Raw genomic sequence first — 26025 nt, 5'->3', positions numbered from 1 at the left:
AAACCCTCCACTTTTAAGGTCATTATACCATGTGCGGATAAGCGTGGTTGATAAAATAGACAATGGAGGAATCAAAATGAAAACAACAATCGTATATACACATCCATGGGATGGAAGTTTTAATCATCACGTTTTAGAAGTAACGAAAGCTCAATTGCTTGCGAAAGGTCACGACGTGGATGTCATCGATCTCCATCAAGACGGGTTTGATCCTGCATTTCACGTTGAAGATTTGAAATTGTTTGGCAAAGGTGAGTACAATGATCCAAAAGCAGAAGATTACATGAAGCGCTTGAAAGCAAGTGATGAAGTCATCTTTGTATTTCCTGTTTGGTGGTATGGCGCACCGGCAATGCTCAAAGGTTTTTTTGACAAGGTATTCTTAAAAGGACATACTTACGATATGGATGAAAATCATAATTTGGTTGGGAAATTGGATATCAATAAAGCTGCAGTTTTTACAACGGGAAACATAGGCAAAGAAATCTTTGAACACATTGGCGATCCTATCAACAAAACAATGATCGAAGCGTTGTTTGGAACTGTGGGTATTACGAATGTCACGTGGCTACATTGCAAGACAGTACACATGGAAGAAACACGAAACCAGTTCCTGTCAGAAATTGAACAATACTTGAAATAAATCCCTTAACTGGGATTTTTATTATGTGCTGTGATAAACTTAGTACATTGAGGTGGAATCGTGGATAAAGAAGAAAATAACAAACATCAAATTCGTCTAGAGCGTCATAAATGGCCTGACGAAATTAACCGAGAAAAAAAGAAAAAGAAGGTTATCATTGCGACTGCATCAGCGGTGGTTATTGCATTCTTGCTAGGATGGCAAGGAAATAGGCTTCTTAATAGTTTTATAGGTAATGGTAAGAACTCAGAGGCACTTGCTCTTTTTGAACGTGTCTACTCAGATGTCCGTTCAAGTTGGTTCTTTGTGAATGATATGGAAGATCCTGATAAGACGTTGGTTGAAAATGCCATCAAAGGAATGTTGCAGCGTAATGGTGACCAACATACTGTGTATATGACGGATGAAGAAACGAAGAAATTAAATGATTCGATCAATATGTCTTTCGTCGGTATCGGAGTTACATATATGGAAGCTGCTGACACAAATATGGTCACCAACGTTATCAAGGGGTCGCCTGCTGAAGCAGGTGGAATCTTGGCTGGTGATGTAATTTCAAAAGTGGACGGTGTCTCAACATTTTCAAGTGACATCCCCATTAAAGAAATGATTCAAGTGGAAGCGGGACAGCCGATTAAGGTGGAAGTCTTAAGAGCGGGCAAACCTGTTACTTTGGAGATCGTTCGTGGTCGTGTTGAAGCATTAGCGTTTGGTGAAGTTATTGAATCAGGGGTTGGCTATCTCGAAATGAAATCATTTGGACGTGGTCTTGCTGATGTAACGGAATCGATTTTAAAAGATTTTAAAGCCAAGGGCGTCAAGAATTTAGTTATCGATTTACGTGACAACGGTGGCGGCTATTTGGATGCGATTCAGGATGTTGCGCGATTATTTCTTGATGAAGGGGCCATCGTTTATCAAGAACATTTTACGAATGGTAAAACAGAAACTTATACGGTTAAAAATTCAGTCGCATCAAATTACAAGTTTGACGATATTACGATTTTGATTAATGAGGGGACTGCAAGTGCTTCAGAGGTCCTTACATTAGCCTTAACCGAAAATCTCGGAGCGAAGACAGTCGGTATGAAGAGTTATGGAAAAGGGACAGTCCAAACGCAACGAATATATGGCGACAGTTCCAACTTGAAAATCACAATTGCGGAATGGCGCAGTCCCAATGATATTAGTATCAATAATGTTGGTATTTTACCAGATCATGAAGTTAAGTTACCGGATGTATTCTACGCATCATATCCGCTCATTGGAACTTCAGAATTTGCCTATGATACGGTCAGTGTCGCAGCATCTTATGCTCAACATGCGCTAACATATCTTGGACATCATAATGGGCGCACGGATGGTTACTATGATAGTGCTACACGTGACGCGATTTTAACGTATGCAAATGCGGAAACAATAAATACTGATGGAACAATTAACCAAGCACTTTTACAACGGATGTATAGTTCTGTCTTATACACTTGGAATGGTAATCGTGCCGTTGATGACGTTCAACTCATTAAAGCATTGGAGGTCGCGAAACATGGATCATAAATTTAAACTAGAATCCCGTTTTGAACCAAAGGGCGATCAAATTAAAGCAATTAAGGAACTAACTGAAGGTATTCTTGCTGGTAAGAAAGATCAAGTACTGTTAGGAGCAACGGGTACTGGTAAAACGTTTACGATTTCACAGGTCATTCAGGAATTGAACCGTCCTACACTTGTATTTGTTCATAATAAGACACTGGCGGGTCAGCTGTATTCTGAGTTTAAAGAGTTTTTTCCACATAATCGTGTTGAGTATTTTGTTTCGAACTTTGATTATTATCAACCAGAAGCATATTTACCAGGATCGGATACGTATATTGAGAAGAGTTCGATGATAAACCAAGAACTTGATATGCTACGTCATGCGGCTCAAAACTCTGTCTTACAACGTCGTGATACAATTATTGTTGCTTCAGTTGCGAGCATTTATGCTACTGCCGATCCCGAGTACTATAAGGCAATGCTTTATGTCATGCGAGTTGGCCAAGAGATTTCGCGTGAAACACTGTTGATGGACCTTGTTAAGCGCCAATATGTTCGGAATGATATTGAACAATCACGGGGAACCTTTCGAGTTCGTGGCGATGTCGTAGAAATTGTACGTGGGGATACGGATGATATCGTTGTTCGTGTCGAATTCTTTGGTGATGAAATTGATCGTATCGTTGAAGTTGATCGCATTACAGGTAATGTAAAGCAAGGATATAAGATTTATGATATATTTCCTGCAAACGAATACGCTCGTGATATGGATCAAATTAAAATTGCTGCAGATGCAATTGAGGAAGAGTTAAAAGAACGTCTAGAGTATTTTAGAAAGGAAAATAAACTTGTTGAGTATCAACGACTTGAGCAACGAACAAAGTATGATTTAGAGAATCTTCGTGAGTTTGGGATAACTTCGGGTATCGAAAACTACTCAATGCATATTGATGGACGACCACCGGAGCAAAGACCATACACGCTGTTCGACTATTTCCCAGATGACTATTTGTTTGTGGTGGATGAGTCGCACGTTTCCCTTCCGCAAATTCGTGGAATGTATAATGGTGACCAATCCAGGAAACGAACATTGGTTGAATTCGGGTTCCGCTTGCCGAGTGCATTGAATAATAGACCGATGACCTTTGAAGAATTTGAAACCGTCCAAAATCAAACAATTTATGTCTCTGCAACACCGGGCGACTATGAGATGGAAAAGGTTAATCATGAAATTGTCGAGCAAATTATTCGACCAACAGGATTGTTGGATCCGACCTTAGAAATTAAGCCAAGTCGTGGCCAAGTTGATGATATTGTTGATCAAATTTTAGTGCGTCGCGAGCGTAACGAACGTGTGTTGATTACGACGCTTACTGTAAAAATGGCGGAAGATTTAACCAGTTACTTATTAGAAACTGGTATTAAAGTAGCATACATTCATCATGAGACCAAAACGTTAGAGCGTATTGAAATCCTTCGTGATTTGCGTTTGGGTAAATATGATGTTCTCGTTGGAATTAACTTACTTCGGGAAGGACTTGACCTCCCTGAGGTAAGTTTAATCACAATTTTGGATGCAGATAAAGAAGGCTTCTTACGTTCGTATCGGTCCCTTGTCCAAATCGTAGGACGTGCAGCGCGTAATGCGAATGGTCATGTTATCATGTATGCTGACAAAATAACTGACTCAATGCAACGTACAATTGATGAGACGAAACGTCGACGTGATATTCAAATTGCGTATAATGAGGAACACGGTATTACACCGACTACTATCATCAAACCAGTTCGTGATATTATTGCTGGAAAAGAAACTGCTGCTCTAACTGCCAAAGTTAGAAGTGGAAAACGTGATAAGAAAGCAATTGTTGAATTGATTGAGCGTCTGGAGAAAGAAATGCGTGAAGCGGCCGCTATTCTCGATTTCGAGCGCGCAGCGCAGCTTCGTGATGTCATCATGGAAATGAAATCAGAAAATCTATAGCAACCTTCGGGTTGCTATTTTTGAGTGAAACATTCTTGAAACATATAGTATTTATTGCAATTCGTTTTGCGAGCAACATGAATTGACCGTATAATGAAACAAATGGGAATGGAGAATCACTATGCACCAAAATGAACAGTTGATGGATATCGTTAAAGATATTGCGGCACAAAGCCCATACATCTATGTTGTAGCAATGAATGGCTCCCGCGTGAATACGAATGTAGGCGCTGATGCTTGGCAGGATTATGATGTGGTTTATATTGTTGAGGATGTTTCAATCTTTGTGAAAGATCGCAGTTGGTTGGATTTTTTTCCAAAACGCTTAATTATGCAAGTACCAACGGACATGGGAAGTGATCAACCATGGCCTACTTTTTTGATGCAGTTTGAAAATGGTGATCGTGTTGATTTAATGTTCGTCCCAGTTACAGATTTAGCGATGTATTTGCAATCAGATTCGCTTGTGAAAATAATCATGGATAAAGAGGGCATGATGGAGGGATATGACTTACAAGAACCCGATGATTCTAAATACTGGATTCAAAAAGCAACACACTCAGATTATCAAGATAGTGTTAATGAATTCTTGTGGCTATCGCTCTATGTAACCAAAGGATTGAAGCGGAAGGAGCTTTTGTACGCTATTGATCACTTATCAATCATGCGGGACGAGTTATTGAAAATGATGACATGGATGGTAGGTAACAAAACAAATCATAAAATCAGTCTTGGTAAGAATCATCGTTTGTTGAAAGTATTCATCGAAGAAGATATGTGGGCGCGATTTATGACGACCTATAATTTATCAGACGCAGAATTGATTTGGGATGCGTTAGAGACGCTATTGTCACTTTATGAAATTGTTGCTGATCGCGTGGCGGATAGCCAACATTTTACATATGATCGTGGCCAATATCACGCGATTCGAAATACAATTCTTGCGTTGCGCAGAGACACAAATCTCTACTCAATCCATGATATAATAAGAGATGCAAGTTTGGAGGTATTATGAACAACGATAAAATTGTAATTAAAGGTGCAAAAGAAAATAACTTAAAAAATGTAAGCTTGGAAATTCCACGTAATAAATTGGTAATCATGACAGGTCTATCCGGTTCCGGAAAGACCTCACTTGCTTTTGATACGATTTATGCAGAAGGGCAACGTCGCTATGTTGAATCACTCAGCTCATACGCACGTCAATTCCTGGGAAATATGGAAAAGCCTGATGTTGAGCTAATTGAAGGATTGTCGCCAGCAATTGCGATTGATCAGAAAACAACGAGTAATAACCCGCGTTCAACAGTCGGAACTGTAACTGAAATCTATGACTACTTACGTCTTATGTATGCCCGTGTTGGTGTTCCATACTGCCCAATTCATGGGATTGAAATTACCTCGCAAACAATCAAACAAATGGTTGATCGCATTATGGAATTTGAAGATCAAGCACGCCTCGAAATCCTAGCGCCAATTGTTAAGGATCAAAAGGGAGAGCACAAAGAGCTTCTAGAATCCATGCGCAAAGAGGGGTTTGTCCGCGCATATATTAATGGAGAAATGGTTCAACTCGATGAACCTTATACAGTTGAAAAGAATAAGAAAAATTCAATCTCAATTGTTGTCGATCGTATTATCAAGAAAGAAGACAGTCGCTTCCGCTTGAGCGACTCGCTCGAAACAGCAATAAAAATTAGCGATGGAATCGTAAATGTTAAAGTCGGATCGGAAATCCATGTTTTTTCTAGCAAATTTGCATGTCCAGTCTGTGGCTTCAGTGTTCCATCGATTGAACCGCGCCTTTTCTCGTTTAACTCTCCGATGGGAGCGTGTCATACATGTAACGGATTAGGTATTACTCAATCTGTTGATGTTGATTATCTCATTCCTGATCCTACGTTAACGATTATGGAAGGTGGCATTCGCTACTACAAAAATATTGTTGGTAGTCAAAATATTGAGTGGCAAACATTCGAACAATTGATGAAATTTGCGAAGGTTAATGCGGATACACCAATCAATAAAATTCCGAAAGCAAAACTCGATATTTTACTGTATGGATCGCAAGTCCCAGTGAAGTACATCATTGAATCACGTTCGGGGAATGTGTTCCATAGAACAGAAGTAATTGAAGGTGTTGTGAATCTTATTGAGCGTCGTTTCCAGGAAACAACCTCAACATCATCTCGTGAGTGGTATGGTTCATTCCATAGTGAATCAACATGTACAACGTGCCATGGTTCTCGTTTGAATCAAAGTGCACTGAGTGTCAAAGTTGAGAACACAAATATTAGTGAATTTACCCATCATTCAATTCGTGATGCACTTCATTTTATGGAGCATTTGGAACTTGAACCGATGAAAGCCGAAATTGCAGAACTTGTAATTCAAGAAATCGTAGGACGTTTGTCATTCCTAAAAGATGTTGGGTTGGATTACTTAACATTAGACCGAATAGCAGGTAGTCTTTCAGGAGGTGAATCTCAGCGTATTCGTCTCGCAACGCAAATTGGATCACGCCTTACAGGTGTTCTCTATGTTCTGGATGAGCCATCTATTGGACTTCATCAACGCGATAATGCCCGACTCATCGAAACCTTGAAAAATATGCGTGATTTAGGGAATACACTTTTAGTTGTTGAGCATGATGAAGAAACAATGGAAGAAAGTGACTGGATTGTTGATATTGGACCTGGTGCTGGAGCACTCGGTGGTGAAGTTATTGCGAATGGGCCATTGTCAGAAATCATTGATAATGAAGCATCATTAACTGCTGCATATCTAAGTGGTCGCCGTAAAATCCCAACTCCGACGAAGCGTCGTAAAGGAAACAAACTTGCGATTGAAATTGTTGGAGCAAGTGAAAATAACTTAAAGAATCTAACGATAAAATTCCCACTCGGTACACTTACAAGTGTGACTGGGGTTAGTGGAAGTGGTAAATCATCGCTGGTTAATGAAGTATTAAGCAAAGCAGTCTATCAATCATTAGGTCGTCAACGTATCAAACCAGGAAAACATAAGCGTATTAAGGGACTTGAAAACATTGATAAGCTAATTACGATTGATCAAAACCCGATAGGTCGAACACCACGTTCAAATCCGGCAACGTATACAGGTGTCTTTGATGATATCCGTGATCTCTTTGCGAAGACTCAAGAAGCGAAGATGCGTGGTTATGATAAAGGCCGTTTCTCATTTAATGTAGCAGGGGGTCGTTGTGAAGTCTGTAAAGGTGATGGTGTCAAACGCATCTCTATGCACTTCTTACCAGATGTTTATGTTAAATGTACAGAATGTGATGGGCGCCGTTATAACGAAGAAACCCTGCAAGTCCGATACAAAGATAAAACTATCTATGATGTCTTAGAAATGAGCATCGATGAAGGCGTTGTTTTCTTTGATGCAATTTCTAAAATTCGTAAAGGATTGCAAACGTTGAGTGATGTAGGACTTGGTTATATTAAGTTAGGGCAATCAGCAACAACACTATCAGGTGGAGAAGCACAACGTGTAAAACTTGCGAGTGAGCTTCAACGTCCATCAACAGGAAAAACAATGTTTGTTCTTGATGAACCAACAACAGGATTGCACAGTTATGATGTAGAAAAACTGATTGGTGTACTCCAACATATCGTTGATAATGGGGACACAGTCGTCGTTATTGAGCACAACCTTGATGTAATCAAGAATGCAGACTACGTTATTGATTTAGGACCTGAAGGTGGTGACGGCGGTGGAACACTTGTTGCCAAAGGAACACCGGAAGCTATTATTAAAGTGGCCGAAAGTCATACAGGACAGTATTTGAAAAAAGTATTAGATAAGGGGTAGTTATGGAAGAAAGAAAAACAACAACAGTACGTGTACTTGTTGAACATTTAAAGCTTACACAATTAACCGGAGATGATGCATCATTAAATCGTTTGGTCACAGTACCCAATACGAATCGTCCTGGACTTGAATTATCCGGATTCTTCGATTATGCGGAGAATAAACGGATCGTAATCATCGGTAAAAAGGAAACAGCATTTATTAAAGGTTTACCAGAATCTGAACAATTCAAACCATGGGATTTTCTGACATCGGAAGAAACACCGCTTATCTTAATTACAAGTAGTAATCCTTTGCCGAAAGTCCTAGCTGAAATTGCGACTGAGAAAAATTTCCCGGTATTCCGCACAGAACGCGCAAGTTCAGATGTCATGGTCGATATGGTAACATTTTTAGATGAAGAACTTGCTCCAACAACAAATGTTCATGGAGGACTCATGAATGTCTACGGTCGTGGTGTACTTATTATTGGTGGCAGTGGAATGGGGAAATCGGAGCTAGCTCTTGAACTCATCAATCGTGGACACTCATTGGTCGCTGATGATCGTGTTGATATTAGTCGTGTCAAAGATATGATTATTGGCTCAGCACCTGAACTTTTACGCGGAATGTTAGAGATTCGAGGAATCGGAATCATTGATATTACAAAAATGTTTGGGACTCATGCTTACCTCGAAGCGAAAGAAGTTGATTTCGTCGTCGAACTTGAAAAATGGGACGATTCAAAAGAGTACAGACGCGTTGGAATAGAACAAGATGCTCATTATGATGCCTTTGGGTTACAAATTCCACACCTAGTATTCCCAGTCCGAGAAGGTCGAAATATGGCCGTATTGGTAGAATCGGCAGTGCGTGATTTCATTCTGAAACAACGAGGCGTTGACACTGCTGCGGAATTTGATGCCCGCGTCATGAACTTTATTCAAAAACAAAATGAGGAGCATAAATAATGATTGAATTTTTTCCAAACACTAAAATATTTTTAGAAATAGGACCTGTATCGATTACGTGGTATGCAGTACTTATCATGACAGGAGCAATTATTGCTTTCGTTATCAGTAAACGTAATTTACTAAAAGTGGGTTATAAAGCGGATGATATTGATGATATCTTTATTGGAACGCTATTAAGTGGATTTGCTGGAGCACGTATCTGGTATATCTTGTTCTTTGACTTTAAACAATACCTCAAAGACCCAATGATGATTTTCAAAATTTGGGAAGGTGGACTCGCAATTCAAGGAGGCCTCATTGCCGGTGCAATTTTCTGCTATTTCTATATGAAGCGTAAGCACATTAATTTTGTTCAAGCGGCAGATCTAATTTTACCTAATGTTCTGATTGCACAAGCAATTGGTCGTTGGGGAAACTTCATGAACCAAGAAGCATTTGGTGGTATCGTTCCAGAGTCTTTCTTTAGTGGATTTCCAACATTTATCAAAGACATGATGTTTATCAATGGGAATTACCACCATCCAACATTCCTCTATGAAAGTGTTGCTAATATCGTTGGTTGGATTCTCATCGTGCTCGTTTTGAAACGCTTCAGTCGTGTCAAACGTGGTGATCTAACATTTGCATATCTTATGTGGTATGGTGCTACACGATTCTTTATTGAGGGGCTTCGAACAGACAGTCTTTATTTCTTTAATATTCGTATCGCACAATTAATATCCGTTATATTCTTGCTTGTTGGCTTGTTTGGATATCTTGGTGGATTTCAAAAAATTATTGGAAAACCAAAGCCAATTATCCTTTGGGATTTTGATGGAACGCTTGGAAACACACAAGAACTTATTATTAAAACATTTAAAAAAGTATTTGAAATCCATAAACCAGACTATAACTTAAGTGATGAAGAAGTTCGTTCATTCTTAGGGCCTACACTAGAAGATACGTTTAAGAAGCATTTTGATGCTGAACGCGTGGATGCCATTATTGATGAATACCGGGAAATAAATATTGCTATGCATGCGGATTACGTCACCGAAATGGAACACGCAACAGAAGTTTTAACAACTCTAAAAAATGATGGCTACCGTATGGGAATTGTCTCGAATAAACAAACTGCATCCCTTATGGTTGGTGTCGAACTTCTCGAAATGCAAGATTTCTTCGAAGTTGTATTGGGAAGCGATCTCTTCAATCCTGAGAAACCTGATCCTGCAGGAATTGATCTTGCCCTAGAACAAATGAATGTCGATAAAGGTGGTGTTATCTATATTGGAGATACCCCAAGTGATATCATTGCTGGACAGCGGGCAGGTTCATTTACAATTGGTTACGTATTTGATAAAATGCGTGAGAAAGAACTTCGTGAGACCAATCCAAATCGTGTGATTGATGACTTACGCGAAGTTCAAGAAATTTTGAAGGAGGATCATGAATGGACAATAACTATGATGTAATTATCATTGGAGCAGGACCTGCGGGGTTAACTGCGGCAGTCTACGCTGGGCGCGCTGGTTTGAAAACAGCAATGTTAGAATATGAAGCACCTGGTGGAAAAATGATCAAAACAGATATTGTATGTAATTATCCTGGAGTAGATAATGTTTCAGGTGTAGACTTATCCATGAAAATGTTCGAACATTCCACAGCCTACGGAGCTGAATACATCTATGGTGAAGTATCAGAAATCGTCGATGAAGGGGAATGGAAAATCGTTAAAGCGAGTGGCACTGAGTATAAGACACATGCTGTAATTATTGCAACCGGAACCAATGAACGCACATTAGGTTTTGCTGATGATGAACGTCTCTTAGGAAAAGGGTTGTCATACTGTGCAGTTTGTGATGGCGCATTCTTTAAAAACAAAGATGTCGTCGTCATCGGTGGCGGCAACTCTGCGCTTGAGGAATCGGTATACTTAACACAATTTGCAAACAAAGTTGACCTTGTAATCCGTCGTGACGTATTCCGTGGTGACGAAGCAAATCAACGTCAAGTACTCAATAATCCCAAAATTAATGTAATCCGTAAACACGTTCCTGTAGACTATATTGTTACAGACGAAGGAAAAGTTGGCGGTATCAAATTTAAAGATGTTGAAACCGGTGAAGAATTAGACGTTGCATCGGAAGGAGTCTTTCCATATATTGGTGCGATTCCAGCAACGGGATTCCTAGCAAATCATGAAGGTATGGTTGATGACGAAGGGTATTTAATTGTAAATGAACAATTGGAGACTGTCATTCCTGGAATCTTTGGTGCAGGTGATGTTATTCAGAAACACCTACGTCAAATCGTTACTGCAACAAGTGATGGTGCGATTACAGCACAAAACGCATTCCACCATATACAAAATCTAAAATCTAAGGTATAACCTTAGATTTTTGCTATAATAGAGGTAAGAGGTGTTAATATGAATCATCTAAATAAACCAAAAATTGTATTAGTAACCGGACTTTCAGGTGCGGGAAAAACCAGTGCAATGGCTGTCTTAGAAGACATGGGCTATCATTGCATAGACCGCTTCCCTGCTGCTTTGATTGATAATCTTATCGATGAAATTATTGCAAAGAAAACGCCTGGATATGAAAATGTTGCATTATCAGTAACTGCAAAAGATTTTTTTAAATTCTATAAACGTTTAAAAGGTATTGATGCCGAACTTACGGTACTCTTCCTGGATGCCTCAAAAGAACAGCTGCTTTTACGATACAAATACAACCGTCGTAACCATCCGCTTGTGGTGGCAGGGCTTGCAAATAGCCTTGAAGAAGGACTTGATGCGGAGATAACAGAGTTTTCAGAAATTAAATCATTCGCAAGTATTATCATAGATACGACATTCTTAACAGCGCAAAATTTAACACAAAGAATTCAACGCTTCTTTAGTGTCGAAGGAAAACAAACGCTAAATATTAGTTTCATTTCATTTGGGTATCGTAAAGGTTTACCACGCGATGCAGACCTTGTTTTCGATGTACGTTTCTTAAACAACCCATATTGGGAAGAATCGCTTCGTGAAAAAACTGGAAACGATGTCGCAGTTTACAACTACGTATTGGATGATCCCAAAACTCAAGAATACTTAGAATATTTGAAACCATTTTTGGATTATTCCTTTGATAAATACGTGGAAGAATCCAAACATTTATTAACTGTTGCGATTGGCTGTACAGGGGGGCAACACCGTTCTGTCTCAATTGTCAATTGGCTCTATGATCAATACCGTAAAGACTACACATCCTTCAAAAACCATCGTGATGTGAAGGACGAAAAAGTTGTATGAATGTTGTAGTTGTTGGTGGTGGAAAAGGGCAATCTGCACTGCTTCGCGGACTTAAGAACGTTGAAGGAATTAATTTAAAAGCAATCGTAACTGTCGCTGATGATGGTGGAAGTACAGGGCGTTTGCGCGAAGAATTTAATTTACCCGCAATGGGTGATATTCGAAACGTTATGCTTTCGCTTGCCGAGTCAGAAACGTTACTCTCAGTTATTATGAACTATCGCTTCGATGAAGGAACACGCTCGTCATTGGCGGGGCATAATTTGGGCAACTTAATTTTCACTGCGCTTGCAACAGCGTCTGGAAACTTTATGGAAGTCATCACGCAGCTGTCACAAGTTCTCAACGTTAAAGGGGAAGTCATCCCGGCATCTATGGATTTTATTACTCTATGTGCTCGTATGGAAGATGGCACCATCGTACGTGGAGAATCCAATATCCCTAAGTATAGCAACACCATTGATCACGTCTACTATGATGTCGATGTGAAAGCAACGGAGAATGCTGTTGCAGCAATTATGGAAGCGGACGTAATAGTGATGGGTGTGGGGTCTGTATATACATCGATTCTACCAAATCTCATCATTCCCGAAATTAAAGAAGCCATTCGTAAAACGAAAGCAAAAAAAGTCTATTACTGTAACGCAATGAGCCAACCCGGAGAAACTGATGGCTATACTGCAGAAGATCATGTTAATGCGATTCTCAAACACATTGATGCATCACTTGATCTAGTTGTAGCAGCTTCAGATCCTATTTCAAAAGAAGTCTTGGAACATTACGAAGAAGAAAATAGTTTCCCGGTTCTCTTTAGAACACAAAATCATACCTATCCTGTTCTACAACAAGATTTATTACATTTTGATAATAATCGTATCCGTCATGATCATGATAAAGTAGAAAAAGGATTCAAAGAAGTTTTGGAGGCATTAGGATGTCCTTTAGCAGTGAAGTAAAACATGAAATAACTACCGTTTTGTTCAAGCCATGTTGCGAACGTGCTTTATTGTCTGCATTTTTACATATAAACTCAAATTTACTGATTGTTAATAAGCAGATGCAATTACAAATTGAAACAGAAAATGCAGCGATTGCAAAACGAATGTATCAAATAATTAAGAATCGATACGAAGTTCAAATCGAATTAACGGTGTTACGAAAACAGCGACTCAACAAGAGCAATGTTTACGTCTTGCGAGTTTTAGAAAAGGGTATTGAAATTTTAGAAGATGTGGGAATCTATTCGTCCAAAGGGATGCGAGAAACACCGTCTAAGATCATAACGCTCAAAGAGTGTTGTGCAAAAGCTTATCTAGCAGGAGCCTTCTTAGCGAGTGGTAGCATTAATGCTCCCACAACCGCTAACTATCATCTAGAAGTCTCTACGGATGAAGAAGCGCTATCACGCTATATCATGCGTTTAATGAAAATGTTCGATATAGGTGCGAAGGTTACCGAACGTCGTGGACGCTACATTGTTTATGTGAAAGCGGCAGACCAAATAGCTGACTTCTTAAAAATAACAGGAGCACATTCAAAAACACTTGAATTTGAAGATGTTCGTATTCAACGAGATTTTAGAAATTCTCTAACTCGGCTTGATAACTGCGAAGTTGCGAATGAAGTAAAAACAATAAAAGCTGGGAATGCACAAATTGATGCAATCCAAAAGTTAATTGAACATAATCGATACAGTCATATTGAAGAACGTCTCATTCAGGTGGGTGATTTACGTATGGAAAACCCCGAGACTAGCCTCAATGAGCTTATCGATCTCTATCAAGAAAAGTATAATGAACCTATTAGTAAATCAGGACTACAACATCGCTTTAAAAAGCTGATCGAGTTAGCTGGAAAAATCGAAGAATCAGAACAATAGGTGGTGAAGTCTTAAGCAATGCTTAAGACTTCTTTAGAATTGCATGACAAGGAGACAGCATTACGAAATGATTTTTACATTACGAGAAGCAAAGCCGTCCGATGCCCAACGTCTTTTTGAGGTATCCTGTGATGAGGATGTCATGGAATATTATGGAACGGAAGCATATACAAGTATTGAACAAGCCTATCATGAACTTGATTGGTTTCATGAACTCTCAACAACAAAAACAGGTTTTAGATGGGTTATTGCTGATGAACATGATATGTACATTGGTAACATTGGCGTTTTTGGATTTGATCCTAAAAATAACCGGGTCGAAATGGGGTATCAATTAGATAAAGCATATTGGGGAAAAGGAATCATGACTGACGCAATTCAGACAGTGCTTTATCACTGCTTTAATCAATATTACTACAATCGTGTTCAAGCGGTAATTGATCCTTTGAACATTGGTTCGCGTCGGGTCCTCGAAAAAAATGGATTTGTGCGTGAGGGATTATTACGCGATTATGAGTTTGAACGTGGCCATTATGTCGATATTGAGATGTATGCAATCCTCGCTAAAGACTACATTATGTGATGGTTGCGTGAATGTTGCGATAATCACTCTGGCATCTGTTTTTTCATGATATAATGTGCGAAAGGTGGTATATTATGAGTTATTTAATTTTATTACTAATTATGGTGGTTTTTGTGATGCTATTGCCGCAGTTAGTGGGAATATTTTTAGTCATTTGGTTAGCCTATACAATTCTGAGAGTTTTTGGCGTAATCCGTCGGGAAAAACAACCACAACAAAATCAACAATATACGCAGTATACAAACAACCAAAGCAATTCACAGTATCAAAATCAATCAACGCAACGACCTAAAGGTGATGTCATTGATGTTGAATTTACCGAACATGAAGTAGACGATAAAAACTAATCGATTTGGAGGTATTCTATGTTACGCCATGCAAACCCAACAGATCTTGCCGATCTAAAAGCTAAGTTTGAACGAGAGGTCCATGAAAATGTGGATTCGATAGCAATCGGATCCTTTTTGACGCATGATAATACGTTTGTGTTTCAAAATGAATCCAGCAAAATGGGTCATGCAGTCATTATGCCCAAAGTACTCGAACTTCATGGCAAACGGTTGAAAGCTTCATATATCATCGAAATAGAAGATGAAGATGAAACAATCTTAGAAGAACTTGTTGCGGCATCATCGCATGAAGAGTTGGTAACATTGCTCCAATCGAGCGACGCACGAAAATATGAAGCCATCGGCTTTGAGCCTGTTGTAGAAATAATGGAGTACAACGTTCAAGCATCATCGCTTCCTGAGTTAGGTGTTGAGGGAATTGTTTTGGATCCCGTGAATCAAGATTTAGTGAGTGTTTATAATCGTTTTATGAAGCATTTTACTGGATACTTTATTCGTGATGCATCAAGTTTCGAAGCCATGAAGAAAGAATTAGATTCGATTCGTGGTGGGATTATTGGATTTAGCGAAAACGGAATTCTTGTTGGCTATGCAATCTATGAGAACAAAGGTAGCTTCATGAAAATACGAGAGTGCATCTATGAGAAGAGTGGACACTTGTTAAGAATGCTGTCATTTCTATCAAGAGGGAAATCACGGGTTATTCTTCAAACATCTGTTTCCGAACATATTAATCGACTCATTCCAGATGCAAAAAGAGTTAAGAAACACTTTCTTTTAGCCCGTATAAATGATAAACAATTATTCGAACGACTGTTTCACATAAAAATTATTAGTTCATACTCTGGCTTCAATGCGTTCGGAAAGCCACTATGGAATAGGGATTTTTACTAGATTGATAGCAGTATCACAATTGACAATAGATACCAATGGTATATAATATAAAGGTCAATAAGGAGGATTTATAGACTATGGCAGTAAAAGTAGCAATTAACGGTTTTGGCCGTATTGGACGTTTGGCAACACGCTTAATGATCGGTTCAGAAGATATGGAAATCGTAGCAATCAACGATTTAACAGATGCAGCAACATTAGCTCACTTGTTAAAATATGATTCAGCACAAGGACGTTTCGATAAAGAAATCGAAGTTAAAGACGGTGCATTCGTAATCGATGGAAAAGAAATCAAAGTTCTTAGCGAACGCGATCCTAAAAACTTACCTTGGAAAGAATTAGGAATCGACGTAGTTATCGAAAGTACAGGAATCTTCACAACTGAAGAAAAAGCTGGACTTCACCTTGAAGCAGGAGCACGTAAAGTTATCATTTCATCTCCAGCAACAGGAAACATCAAAACAGTTGTTTACAACACAAACCACGACATCTTAGACGGTTCAGAAACAATCATCTCAGGTGCTTCATGTACAACAAACTGCTTAGCTCCAATGGCTAAAGTATTACAAGACCAATTTGGTATCGTAAGTGGAACAATGACAACAATTCATGCTTACACAAACGATCAAAACACATTAGACGGTCCTCATCCAAAAGGTGATTTACGTCGTGCTCGTGCAGCAGCAGAAAACATCATTCCTAACTCAACAGGAGCAGCTAAAGCAATCGGTTTAGTAATCCCTGAGTTACAAGGTAAATTAGATGGTGGAGCACACCGTGTTCCAGTTATCACAGGTTCAATCACAGAACTTGTTGCTGTTGTTGAAAAAGACGTAACAGTAGAATCAATTAACGCAGCTATGAAAGCAGCAGTTAACGAATCATACGGATATACTGAAGATCCAATCGTATCATCAGACGTAATTGGTATGGCTTACGGTTCACTATTTGACGCAACACAAACTAAAGTTACAACACTTGGTGGTGTAAACTTGGTTAAAGTTGCTGCATGGTATGACAACGAAATGTCATATACAAACCAATTAGTACGTACAGCACACCACGTTGCTTCAAAATTCTAATTGATAGACAATTAACCTTTAAAGATACAGCGCCTGCTGTATCTTTTTTATGCCTATAAATCCAAAAGAAGAATACAATCAAAGTAGGAAAGATAGACTGCAATGGTGTATACTTAACACTATAGAAATGTATAACGATACATATTACTGGAGGTCCCATGAAACTATACAATTCAAAACATAATAAAATAGAAACGTTTAGCCCGATTGAACCTGGCAAAGTGATGATGTATGTCTGTGGACCAACAGTGTACAATCACCCCCATATTGGAAACGCAAGACCTATTGTTGTTTTCGATTTGCTACGACGCATTCTTGATGCAATTGGCTACGATGTGAAGATGGTTTCGAACTTTACAGATGTTGACGATAATATTATTAAAAAAGCACAACATGAAGGTGTTGATGAAACAGTTATTACACAACGTTACATTGATGCCTATAATAAAGTTCGTACTGAATTACATGCAGAAGGCATCGATGCAACACCTAAAGTAACTGAAACGATGGATCGAATCATCGAGTTTATCGCAGAGCTTGTCGATAAAGGATTTGCTTATGAAGCCAATGGCGATGTTTACTTCCGAGTAACTAAAGTTAAAGATTATGGGGAAATCTCCTCGCAACGTATTGAAGATTTAATGGTAGGTGCGAGAATTGAAGAAAATACTAATAAAGAAAATCCACTTGATTTTGCCTTATGGAAGTTTACTAATGATGACGGTATCAAATGGGATTCACCATGGGGAAAAGGACGTCCTGGGTGGCATACTGAATGTGTCGTTATGATTAATGATGAATTTAAGCAAGAGCGTATTGATATTCACGGTGGTGGTCAGGATTTGAAATTCCCACACCATGAAAACGAATCAGCACAATCCAAAGCAATTCATAATCATGATTTAGCGAACTATTGGGTTCATAATGCAATGTTGAATCTTGATGGTGCTAAAATGAGTAAATCTTTGGGGAATGTTCAATGGGCACAAGAGTATATTGATACACTGGGTTCTAATCTTACACGTTGGGTACTTTTATCAACACACTATCGACTCGTTCTCAATATAACTGATGCACTTGTGGAACAATCGCGGAAAGAACTTCAAAAAATTGAACAAGGTCTCAATAAAGCGTACATCGCCTTGGAACTTGCTAATGTTGAAATAATGGAACGTTATGATGTTGCTTTATATGATGCGTTTTTAGATGCATTAAAAGATGACATGAATGTGGCGAATGCGACAATGGTTCTTTTTGACGCAGTGAAGGCTCTCAATCAAGCCTTACGAACGAAGGAAATTGATGCGCAAGTGGTAAGCGATTATGTACAAACGGTAGAAAAAATGATAAATATCCTTGGAATAAAAATTCCAAGAATTACCCTTACAGAATCGGATAAAGCACTTTTTGCGAAATGGAATGAGGCTAAACAAGAAAAAGATTTTGAAGCCGCAGATAGTGCACGCGCAGCACTCATAGAACGAGGTTTAATCTAATGTCACAGCTCTCTGGAAACGTTTTAGCATTTATTGGAGATGCTGTCCTTTCGCTTCAAGTTCGCCAGCATTTAGTTGCGCAAGGAATCACGAAAACAAAACAACTGCAAGAATTGTCAACGCGATTTGTTAGTGCAAAATCGCAAGCACTGTTCATGAAAAACCTTTTAGAAAACGATGCATTAACCGAAGAAGAAATGGTAATGTATAAACGTGGACGAAATGCCAAAAGTACATCGATAGCCAAAAATGCAGATGTGACAACCTATCGCATTGCAACGGGATTCGAATCACTTTGGGGATATCTCTATGAAACACAACAAACTGAACGACTGGACCAATTATGGAACGCGTTCATAGAAACGGTAGAACTATAATGTCAGAATATATCTTTGGAAAAAATACAGTAACAGCATACTTAAAGAGTGGTCAAAAACCCAAGAACGTCTATTTGTTCAATAAAGGGAGTTATCCCGAAATTGTAGCGATTGCAAAAGAAAAGAACGTCAATGTCCAATTTGTGGATAAATTTCGTTTGGATAAAATGGTAAAAGGCGTCCATCAAGGAGCTGTCATTGAAATCCAAGACTATCGTTACGCTGACATTGAAACGATTGTTGAAAATGCAAAACATAAGTTAATTGTTGTCTGCGATCAATTGGAAGACCCACACAATCTTGGAGCTATTTTACGAAGCTCGGATGCTGCAGGTGTGGATGGTGTTGTTATTGGTAAACATCGAAGTGTTAGTTTAACTGCTACCGTTGCGAAGGTATCGACAGGTGCGATTAATACAGTACCAGTGGCACAGGTTACCAACTTAGTTCAAACGGTTCAGTACCTCAAACAACAAGGATATTGGGTTGTTGCTGCAGAAAATGCAGTGGATGCAGTATCGTATGATCAGTTCAATGTTGACATGCCGATCGCATTAGTCGTAGGTTCAGAAGGTAAGGGAATATCCCGACTCATGAAAAAAGAATGTGATATTCTCACGACAATTCCAATGTTTGGTACGGTTAACTCTTTGAATGTCTCTGTTGCGACAGGCATCCTTCTTTTTGAAATCGTCAGACGTCGAAACTTGCTAAAATAAGATAGGAGTTATTAATGCCTGGAGATTATGAATATCTTTACATGATTCGACAGAATCATACAGAAGCACTAACTACATTAATGAATAATTACAAAGGTCTTATATGGAAACGCACTCATGTTTATTGGCGAATGTATTCACCGCAAGGTATTGGTATCGATGATGTGTTTCAGAATGCGTCATTAGGCTTCATCGAAGCGATTTATATGTATAAAGAGAGCATGGATGTAGGCCTTGCTCATTTTATAGCCATATGTATCGATTCACATATTCAAAGTAGTCTTCGCAAGTGTCGTGGAAAGTCATACACACTTTTAGATTCAAAACGATCCTTAGATATGACAATAAATGAAGATACGTCACTTTTTCTTAGTGATATCCTCATTGAAAAAGATGTTCGCAAAGATCCGCAATTTATGTCACACTACTATGAAGCGCTGAGCGACCTCAATAGAATATTAGATGGTCTGAGTGAAGTCGATCGAACCGTTTATAACCTTCGTGAAGCAGGTTATAGTTATGTTGAAATTTCTGAGCTGCTAAACATTAGTAAGAAGCAGATTGATAATACTTTACAAAAAGTGCGTAGGATGGTTCATAAGTCATCAGAATGCAGTAAATAATAAAGATGATGATAGAGGAGTAACCTTTATCATCATTTTAAATTATAAAATCAAGAATGATCGTATCAAGATAACGGGTAGTGTAAAATTTAAGTTGTAAGGATAGTCTATATCCTGGCAACTTATTTTTTTATTTTTTCCAAGGAAAAACAACTGAAAATTGGAAGGGAGCGTAAATGAAAAAAACAAATATAAGCATCGAGATCTTAATTCGAGGAGATCATTCAAGTATCCAGGAAACGATAAACCAAATCGATGATGAATATTACAAGAGTGAGCAGTGGAAATTGGAAGGCTATCTATTCTATGGGAAACGTACACGAAAATTTAAAACAACTCGTGGTGAAATTGAGTACAGTCGCAACCTTTATTACAACCCTAAACTTAAATCCGGGAATTATTATATGGATACGATCCTGGGGATTCCAAAAAGTTCGCGATTCAGTGAAGAACTCAAAGACAGTATTGTACTTCTTTACGAGCATATCAGTATGCCAGAGATAACGCAGATGTATGAAATAACGAAACAGAGTGTTTATAACATACTAAAAGAACGAGGAGTTACCCCAAAAGAAAAGCGAATGTTCTAAGTAAATTTCAAAATTTCGAATACAAACTCACAAGCATGTAAGGACGGCAAGCCGTCGTTACCTTATTTTTAACATATACTTATTGGATTGGAGAATACATTACTATGAATAAACATTTGAATGGTGTTTTATCTGTAAGAATTAATGATGATAACCGTGCTGAAGCTATTGTTTATGGGCGACCTACACCGGTAAGGAAGTTAAAACGTCTTATGAATGCAAATTTTAAGAAACATCGCTTCATTAAGGCTAGTTGGAGTCGTGATGCAGGACAAAGTGATGTTATGAAGATGGTTGATTCATATTTAGAGTATGTGACGCAAAATAAACTTCGTAAGTATACCAAGCTAAGACCTTCAAATAAGACCTATGAAGCAATTCAAGGATGGAATTTAAATATCATGGTGGACCATCACCTGGACAAGCGAGGATTAATCCGATTTGTGGATACATTTATGAGTTTATTCTCTGGTGGTGAAAAACTTGCTTATGTTGCTTTTGAAGCTCACGAAGGAGAATTTGGACGCTATATACAGATATGGATCTGTGATTATGAATACACAGGAAAAGCACGTTTGATTAAAAAGCGCTATGAACGTAACGCTTATCGAAACAAGATTACGAAGCAATTTTGTAATAAGGATGATAAAAATGCAGAACAAATCTATAAAAGGGGTGATTTTGTCAAAGACAAGGATGGAAATACTATCGAATCCGAGGTTTATTTTGCAACACGAAAGTGCGCAACTCTAGCCCATGAGCCCGAATACCTTTACGGTAAAGTGCGACAGTGTATTCTCAACACCTACGCTGCACTTCAAACCAAACATAAGCCTAAATTAACGTTTAAACGGTTTCAGATCTGGTGGGGAAACGAAGCAAAACTGAATAAAATCTATACAGAAATCAATCGGACTCAAAATTTAATGGAACGTCTTTTGATGTATTACTTAGAAGATGAAATGCATGAAGATATTTTCGATGATGATGTTGGAACTGTTTTGTATTATAGTCAAGGGTATGATGAAAAAAGTTTTAAACTTAGCAAAATAGGAAGGCATATAAAATCAATGTTTTACCGTTACTATGGAGCATTTAAAAACCATCATTTTACCGATACTAATGGTGAACGTGTGTCACTTATTGCGAGTTATAAAGGGCGAGATACAATGTATGAAAACATAGAAAAGCTATGGCATCGATTTAAGACTGAAATGATGCGACTTGTGAGCTTATACAACTTAAAAGAAGTGCCTTTTATACTGACTCAAGCTTAAAGTGATAAAACATACTTAGACTTACGCGTTAGTGTATGATTGATTTATGAACATAGGGAGGCTTTTGGATGATTGAAAGAACAGCGAAGAATGGCCATAAAATTATTGAACTGAATCGAACTGAAGCGCAACGACTCCGATGGGGAGATATTTGTGATCAATGCAATGGTGACCTTATGGATCTTCGATACTACATTCCTGTACTAGATTATGGTGTTTGTGGTGAATGCGTTACTAACTGGGAGAATACAGCATCATTTTTTGAAGAAGAACTTACATTTGAACAAGCGTCAATCAATGTATTAAGAATGGTAAATATCGACTATAAAATTGAGGAGGAAAAGTACAATGACAACATACGACATCAAGAACAAACCTAAGAGAAAAGTCATTGCAGTTGCTAATCAAAAAGGCGGTGTGGGTAAGACAACGACCAGTATTAACTTATCAGCAGGCTTGGCATATTTAGGCTATAAAGTGCTTCTGAAAGATGCAGACACAACAGGTTCTGCAACACTGTGGGTTGACAATATTTACTCATCCTTAAAAGAGGATGAATTAGTTCCCTTTGATTTTGAAATTGCAAACAAAACATCGTTATCTCGAAATCGTGAAAAATATGACTTTGTCATAATTGATACACCTCCACAAGAAACAATGATTATGGATGCTGCAATCAAGGTTGCCGATTATGTGGTAATTCCCACAGCACCGACGTCACTGGATATTGATCGTGTTATTGAAATTCTAAGGCTCATTGAGAATAAACCATGTAAAGTCCTTTTAACACAAATTAAGGTCAATACGATAACCTATCGTGCTGCACGTGAAATGTTTGAAGACCAAGATATTCAATTCTTCAATACGGGTATTGCACACCGTGAAGCAGTTATCCATAGCATAGGGCAGTTGCCTAGTGAAGACGCCATGCGTGATTATCATAAGATTGTAAGTGAACTATTAGTAGACCTAGATTGCGAGGTGAGGACGTGATTAAATCAAATATTGAAAAATCAGGGCTTGGAATTCTTACATTCAATAGAACTCCAGTAAAATCAACTCGTGATATTCTAAATGACAATAGAGATAGTGACTATCTTGATATCCATATTGATGATATCGTGCCTAACACTAATAACCCATACCCGGTTACTGAACTCAGTGAAATGGTCGAATCGATAAAACTGTATGGACTCCAACAAAACCTAATCGTTAAACCCAATGATGATGGAAAATATGATATTTATGCTGGACACAAACGTTATACTGCAATACGGAAAATTCTTGATGGAGACACTAAGCTAGAATATGTTCATTTAGAAACAGTAAAGTGTCTTGTACTTAGTAAGAGTGAAAATGATATCATATCTCATATTCGAAAACATGAAACCAATACCCTTGCACGCTCTCTTTTAAAAATGAGTGATGAAGAGAAGTTAGAAGTCGTAGAAGATTTCATGTACTGGCTTGATAAAGCACGGACTGAAAATCTTGAAATTAACGGTAAGCCTGTAAAGGGGAAAACACGTGATTTGATTGCTGAACGGTTTAACATTAGCCCCAGAACTGCAAGTAGGATAATGGCAGATATTAGTGATAAAAACAAAAGGGTGCCAAATGGCACACCCCCTAAAGAACCAATCAGCGATGAAGCCAAAGCATATCGTGTTGGTACAAAAATCACGAAACAACTTAAAAAGATGTATGATGAACTCTTTGGCGTTGAAACCGAGTTGACCGATATCCAACGAGAAGAGATTCAACGATGGCTCAGTGATATTGGAAGCTTATTGTGATTAATGGATGAGGGTTGCAAAGCTGCTCCTTTGATGTAACTTGGTGTTGAAATAATCTAAGACAGAATACATGCCCTTCTCGTTAGATGATGATAATAATCGTATCTAAGGGGTTTAGGGGAGTCATAATAAAAAAGCGCTTAGGCTCAAGGTGTGATACGTTATCACGCTGCCTTTGCGAGCTAGAGAAGGAGACTTATATGTTTTTGGTGCGCTCAAAAAACGACCTCAAGTTTGAAGATGGTATGTTTGAAATTAAGACTGGACGACAACATATTGTGATCCCACTGAATACGATTGACCATTATGTGTTTAAAAGAAATCTTAAAATGACTGATGGTGATGTGGATACAATAACCTTATACAATCAATTTCATGATCAACTTTTTGAAATTCGAATTCAAGATTCAAACATTGCAGAGCAATGTAATATCGCATTGGCATATCAATTAAAACAGAAAAATCTAATAAAGGAGATTCAGGATGAACAAAGTACTTTTAACAGGAACAATCTATGACAAATCAATTTACTATAAACCTGCAGAAGACGGTAAGCAATCGTTTATCAAGTTTAGTCTTTCAATACAAAATAGTCATAAAAATAAGAAGACAAATAAATATGAAAGCAGCTATATACCATGCATCGCATTCAGAGATACTGCGGATTTCATCAATCGTAATTTTACGAAAGGTCAGGCAATGGAAATAACGGAAGCGAAACTCATTCGAAGTCATTATGAAAAGAATGGCGAGAAAGTCTATGAGACACTTGTTAATGTGAGTAAGGTTGAATTTGCACCTCGTAATTATGATATTACCCATAAGCCACAACCCCAATTCACAGACCCTAAAGAATATGAAGAAAATACTGTGTATCCAGCAGATGAAGAACTTGCAGGAATCTTTGACTTTGAATTGGATACTTCATTTTTCAACAATAACGACGAGTGATAAGAAAACCGTTCTGTGATACACTAACATTACGAAGCGTGATGTAAATTCAAGCAAGGAGGCGAACTATGAAGGCACTAAAAACATGGTTACAAAACAAAGACAATAAAGTGCATGCTGCTGGAGTTTTAGTGCTGGCGATTATAGCACTTGGATTAGCTTTATGGGTGATTAAAAATCCCAGAGCCGCAAAATATGAACTGGTATCGAAAACAGGGAGTCCCAAAATTATTTTTGTTGAATACGGAGAACCCGCAAATGAAAAAGACTATGTCAAATACTTTGAATTAAAACGTAATGGGCACGTCACTGAAGACTTATCAAACTATTCAGTGAATGTTGAAGCTATCAATCATGAACTTGTGAGTTTTCAGTTAACGCAAGCTCAACTTGAACTTGCGAAGGGCAACAAAAAAGAAAATCTGACCTTTAGTGATGAGCAAAAGAAAATCATTAATGAAAAGTCCAACTATAAAATTGATGTTTTCGATAAAGAAACCAAACTTGCTGGGGTTGTGATTACAGTGCTTGTGATTGATACCAAAGCACCGGAGATTGAAGCGGTTGGATATCTTGAAACTGAAGTTGGAACACCTATTAACTTTTCAGAAGTAATTAAAGCAAGTGATCCTATTGATGGCGCGATTGAGGTGAGTGTCGAAGGTGATGTGAACTTTGACCTTGCGAGAACTACAGATCTTAAAGCAGTTGCAATAGATAAGCATGGTAACAAAACGGAGTCCAAGTTTAAGCTAATTGTAAAGGAAAAGGAAGTTGCAGCGTCAACTGCCGAGCCTGAAAGCAACACTTCCAGTAATACTGCATCATCAAACAGCAGTACACCAGGTCGAGCCACAACACACAGCAATCCATCAAGCAGTAACTCGTCACAATCTGGAAGTAGTAGTAATAATGTGATAGTACCAAGCTCACCGAAACCATCTGAGCCTGTGAAACCAGTTGAGCCTACAAAACCCGCAGAGCCAAGTAAACCGTCTGAACCTGAAGAAGACATTCCAAGTGGTATGTTGCTATATAAGGATTATGGAAATTTCAATGCTTGTGCTGCAGTCATAGATGAAGTATCTGATCGGTATATTAGGGAATGGCAAAACAGTATTTGTTTTTCGGATGGGACATTGTACTATAGACCTAACTAAAGTAATCTAAGA

Annotated in this window: 27 protein-coding genes; all 27 read left to right on the top strand. The window is 38.3% G+C overall.

All coding sequences use genetic code 11. The features are described 5' to 3' along the window. The first annotated feature begins 76 nt into the window (after positions 1–76). Entirely contained in the window at positions 77–643 is a 567-nt protein-coding gene (locus GVV22_RS09165) for an NAD(P)H-dependent oxidoreductase (protein WP_159649815.1), read from the top strand. Between the two features lie 60 nt (positions 644–703). After that, positions 704–2200, top strand: a complete 1497-nt coding sequence (locus tag GVV22_RS09160; RefSeq protein ID WP_159649814.1) for a S41 family peptidase — start codon at positions 704–706, stop codon at positions 2198–2200. Then, the gene (gene uvrB, locus GVV22_RS09155; RefSeq protein ID WP_159649813.1) at positions 2190–4163 is read left to right on the top strand and encodes an excinuclease ABC subunit UvrB; all 1974 of its coding nucleotides are present in this window, start codon (positions 2190–2192) and stop codon (positions 4161–4163) included. The genes GVV22_RS09160 and uvrB overlap by 11 nt, the downstream gene beginning before the upstream one ends. A gap of 121 nt (positions 4164–4284) precedes the next feature. Continuing rightward, positions 4285–5178, top strand: a complete 894-nt coding sequence (locus GVV22_RS09150; RefSeq protein WP_159649812.1) for an aminoglycoside 6-adenylyltransferase — start codon at positions 4285–4287, stop codon at positions 5176–5178. Continuing rightward, on the top strand, positions 5175–8000 hold the full coding sequence (gene uvrA / locus GVV22_RS09145) for an excinuclease ABC subunit UvrA (protein ID WP_159649811.1): 2826 nt from the start codon (positions 5175–5177) through the stop codon (positions 7998–8000). The genes GVV22_RS09150 and uvrA overlap by 4 nt, the downstream gene beginning before the upstream one ends. Before the next feature lie 2 nt (positions 8001–8002). Next, positions 8003–8950, top strand: coding sequence for an HPr(Ser) kinase/phosphatase (gene hprK / locus GVV22_RS09140; RefSeq protein WP_159637734.1), 948 nt, complete (start codon positions 8003–8005; stop codon positions 8948–8950). After that, on the top strand, positions 8950–10407 hold the full coding sequence (gene lgt, locus GVV22_RS09135) for a prolipoprotein diacylglyceryl transferase (protein WP_159649810.1): 1458 nt from the start codon (positions 8950–8952) through the stop codon (positions 10405–10407). The genes hprK and lgt overlap by 1 nt, the downstream gene beginning before the upstream one ends. After that, positions 10386–11324 carry an NAD(P)/FAD-dependent oxidoreductase gene (locus GVV22_RS09130; protein ID WP_159649809.1) on the top strand — a complete coding sequence of 313 codons (939 nt, stop codon included), beginning with the start codon at positions 10386–10388 and terminating at the stop codon, positions 11322–11324. Before lgt ends, GVV22_RS09130 begins: the two co-directional genes overlap by 22 nt. 39 nt (positions 11325–11363) lie before the next feature. Continuing rightward, entirely contained in the window at positions 11364–12236 is an 873-nt protein-coding gene (gene rapZ, locus GVV22_RS09125) for an RNase adapter RapZ (protein ID WP_159649808.1), read from the top strand. Continuing rightward, on the top strand, positions 12233–13192 hold the full coding sequence (locus GVV22_RS09120) for a gluconeogenesis factor YvcK family protein (protein ID WP_159649807.1): 960 nt from the start codon (positions 12233–12235) through the stop codon (positions 13190–13192). Before rapZ ends, GVV22_RS09120 begins: the two co-directional genes overlap by 4 nt. Continuing rightward, on the top strand, positions 13171–14115 hold the full coding sequence (gene whiA / locus GVV22_RS09115; protein WP_159649806.1) for a DNA-binding protein WhiA: 945 nt from the start codon (positions 13171–13173) through the stop codon (positions 14113–14115). Before GVV22_RS09120 ends, whiA begins: the two co-directional genes overlap by 22 nt. Before the next feature lie 67 nt (positions 14116–14182). Then, positions 14183–14698 (top strand): GNAT family N-acetyltransferase, encoded by a 516-nt coding sequence (locus GVV22_RS09110; protein ID WP_159649805.1) that lies wholly within the window; start codon positions 14183–14185, stop codon positions 14696–14698. 74 nt (positions 14699–14772) lie between these two features. After that, the gene (locus GVV22_RS09105) at positions 14773–15045 is read left to right on the top strand and encodes a DUF4834 family protein (RefSeq protein WP_159649804.1); all 273 of its coding nucleotides are present in this window, start codon (positions 14773–14775) and stop codon (positions 15043–15045) included. Positions 15046–15063: 18 nt separating this feature from the next. After that, positions 15064–15942 carry a hypothetical protein gene (locus GVV22_RS09100; RefSeq protein WP_159649803.1) on the top strand — a complete coding sequence of 293 codons (879 nt, stop codon included), beginning with the start codon at positions 15064–15066 and terminating at the stop codon, positions 15940–15942. Positions 15943–16019: 77 nt separating this feature from the next. Then, positions 16020–17024: a type I glyceraldehyde-3-phosphate dehydrogenase gene (gene gap, locus GVV22_RS09095; protein WP_159649802.1), complete on the top strand. Its 1005-nt coding sequence runs from the start codon at positions 16020–16022 to the stop codon at positions 17022–17024. 158 nt (positions 17025–17182) lie between these two features. After that, positions 17183–18520, top strand: coding sequence for a cysteine--tRNA ligase (gene cysS, locus GVV22_RS09090; RefSeq protein WP_159649801.1), 1338 nt, complete (start codon positions 17183–17185; stop codon positions 18518–18520). Then, positions 18520–18897, top strand: coding sequence for a Mini-ribonuclease 3 (locus GVV22_RS09085; protein WP_159649800.1), 378 nt, complete (start codon positions 18520–18522; stop codon positions 18895–18897). The genes cysS and GVV22_RS09085 overlap by 1 nt, the downstream gene beginning before the upstream one ends. Beyond that, positions 18897–19616, top strand: coding sequence for a 23S rRNA (guanosine(2251)-2'-O)-methyltransferase RlmB (gene rlmB, locus GVV22_RS09080; RefSeq protein WP_159649799.1), 720 nt, complete (start codon positions 18897–18899; stop codon positions 19614–19616). The genes GVV22_RS09085 and rlmB overlap by 1 nt, the downstream gene beginning before the upstream one ends. 14 nt (positions 19617–19630) lie before the next feature. Further along, entirely contained in the window at positions 19631–20239 is a 609-nt protein-coding gene (locus tag GVV22_RS09075; RefSeq protein WP_159649798.1) for a sigma-70 family RNA polymerase sigma factor, read from the top strand. Positions 20240–20415: 176 nt separating this feature from the next. Then, positions 20416–20829: a UPF0236 family transposase-like protein gene (locus GVV22_RS09070; protein WP_159649797.1), complete on the top strand. Its 414-nt coding sequence runs from the start codon at positions 20416–20418 to the stop codon at positions 20827–20829. A gap of 104 nt (positions 20830–20933) precedes the next feature. Then, positions 20934–22106: a hypothetical protein gene (locus GVV22_RS09065; protein WP_159649796.1), complete on the top strand. Its 1173-nt coding sequence runs from the start codon at positions 20934–20936 to the stop codon at positions 22104–22106. Positions 22107–22174: 68 nt separating this feature from the next. Further along, positions 22175–22486 (top strand): hypothetical protein, encoded by a 312-nt coding sequence (locus GVV22_RS09060; RefSeq protein ID WP_159649795.1) that lies wholly within the window; start codon positions 22175–22177, stop codon positions 22484–22486. Next, positions 22455–23099 carry a ParA family protein gene (locus tag GVV22_RS09055; RefSeq protein WP_159649794.1) on the top strand — a complete coding sequence of 215 codons (645 nt, stop codon included), beginning with the start codon at positions 22455–22457 and terminating at the stop codon, positions 23097–23099. The genes GVV22_RS09060 and GVV22_RS09055 overlap by 32 nt, the downstream gene beginning before the upstream one ends. Continuing rightward, positions 23096–23902, top strand: coding sequence for a ParB/RepB/Spo0J family partition protein (locus GVV22_RS09050; protein WP_159649793.1), 807 nt, complete (start codon positions 23096–23098; stop codon positions 23900–23902). Before GVV22_RS09055 ends, GVV22_RS09050 begins: the two co-directional genes overlap by 4 nt. A gap of 200 nt (positions 23903–24102) precedes the next feature. After that, on the top strand, positions 24103–24420 hold the full coding sequence (locus GVV22_RS09045) for a hypothetical protein (RefSeq protein WP_159649792.1): 318 nt from the start codon (positions 24103–24105) through the stop codon (positions 24418–24420). Next, positions 24386–24853: a single-stranded DNA-binding protein gene (locus tag GVV22_RS09040; RefSeq protein WP_159649791.1), complete on the top strand. Its 468-nt coding sequence runs from the start codon at positions 24386–24388 to the stop codon at positions 24851–24853. Before GVV22_RS09045 ends, GVV22_RS09040 begins: the two co-directional genes overlap by 35 nt. 68 nt (positions 24854–24921) lie before the next feature. Further along, positions 24922–26013 (top strand): hypothetical protein, encoded by a 1092-nt coding sequence (locus GVV22_RS11020; RefSeq protein WP_201290714.1) that lies wholly within the window; start codon positions 24922–24924, stop codon positions 26011–26013. Positions 26014–26025 lie beyond the last annotated feature (12 nt).

The organism is Erysipelothrix aquatica, assembly GCF_009828825.1.
GTDB classification, from domain to species: Bacteria; Bacillota_I; Bacilli_A; order Erysipelotrichales; family Erysipelotrichaceae; genus Erysipelothrix; species Erysipelothrix aquatica_A.
Note: the sequence above shows the minus strand (reverse complement) of the source record. Positions and strands in the feature narration are given on the sequence as shown.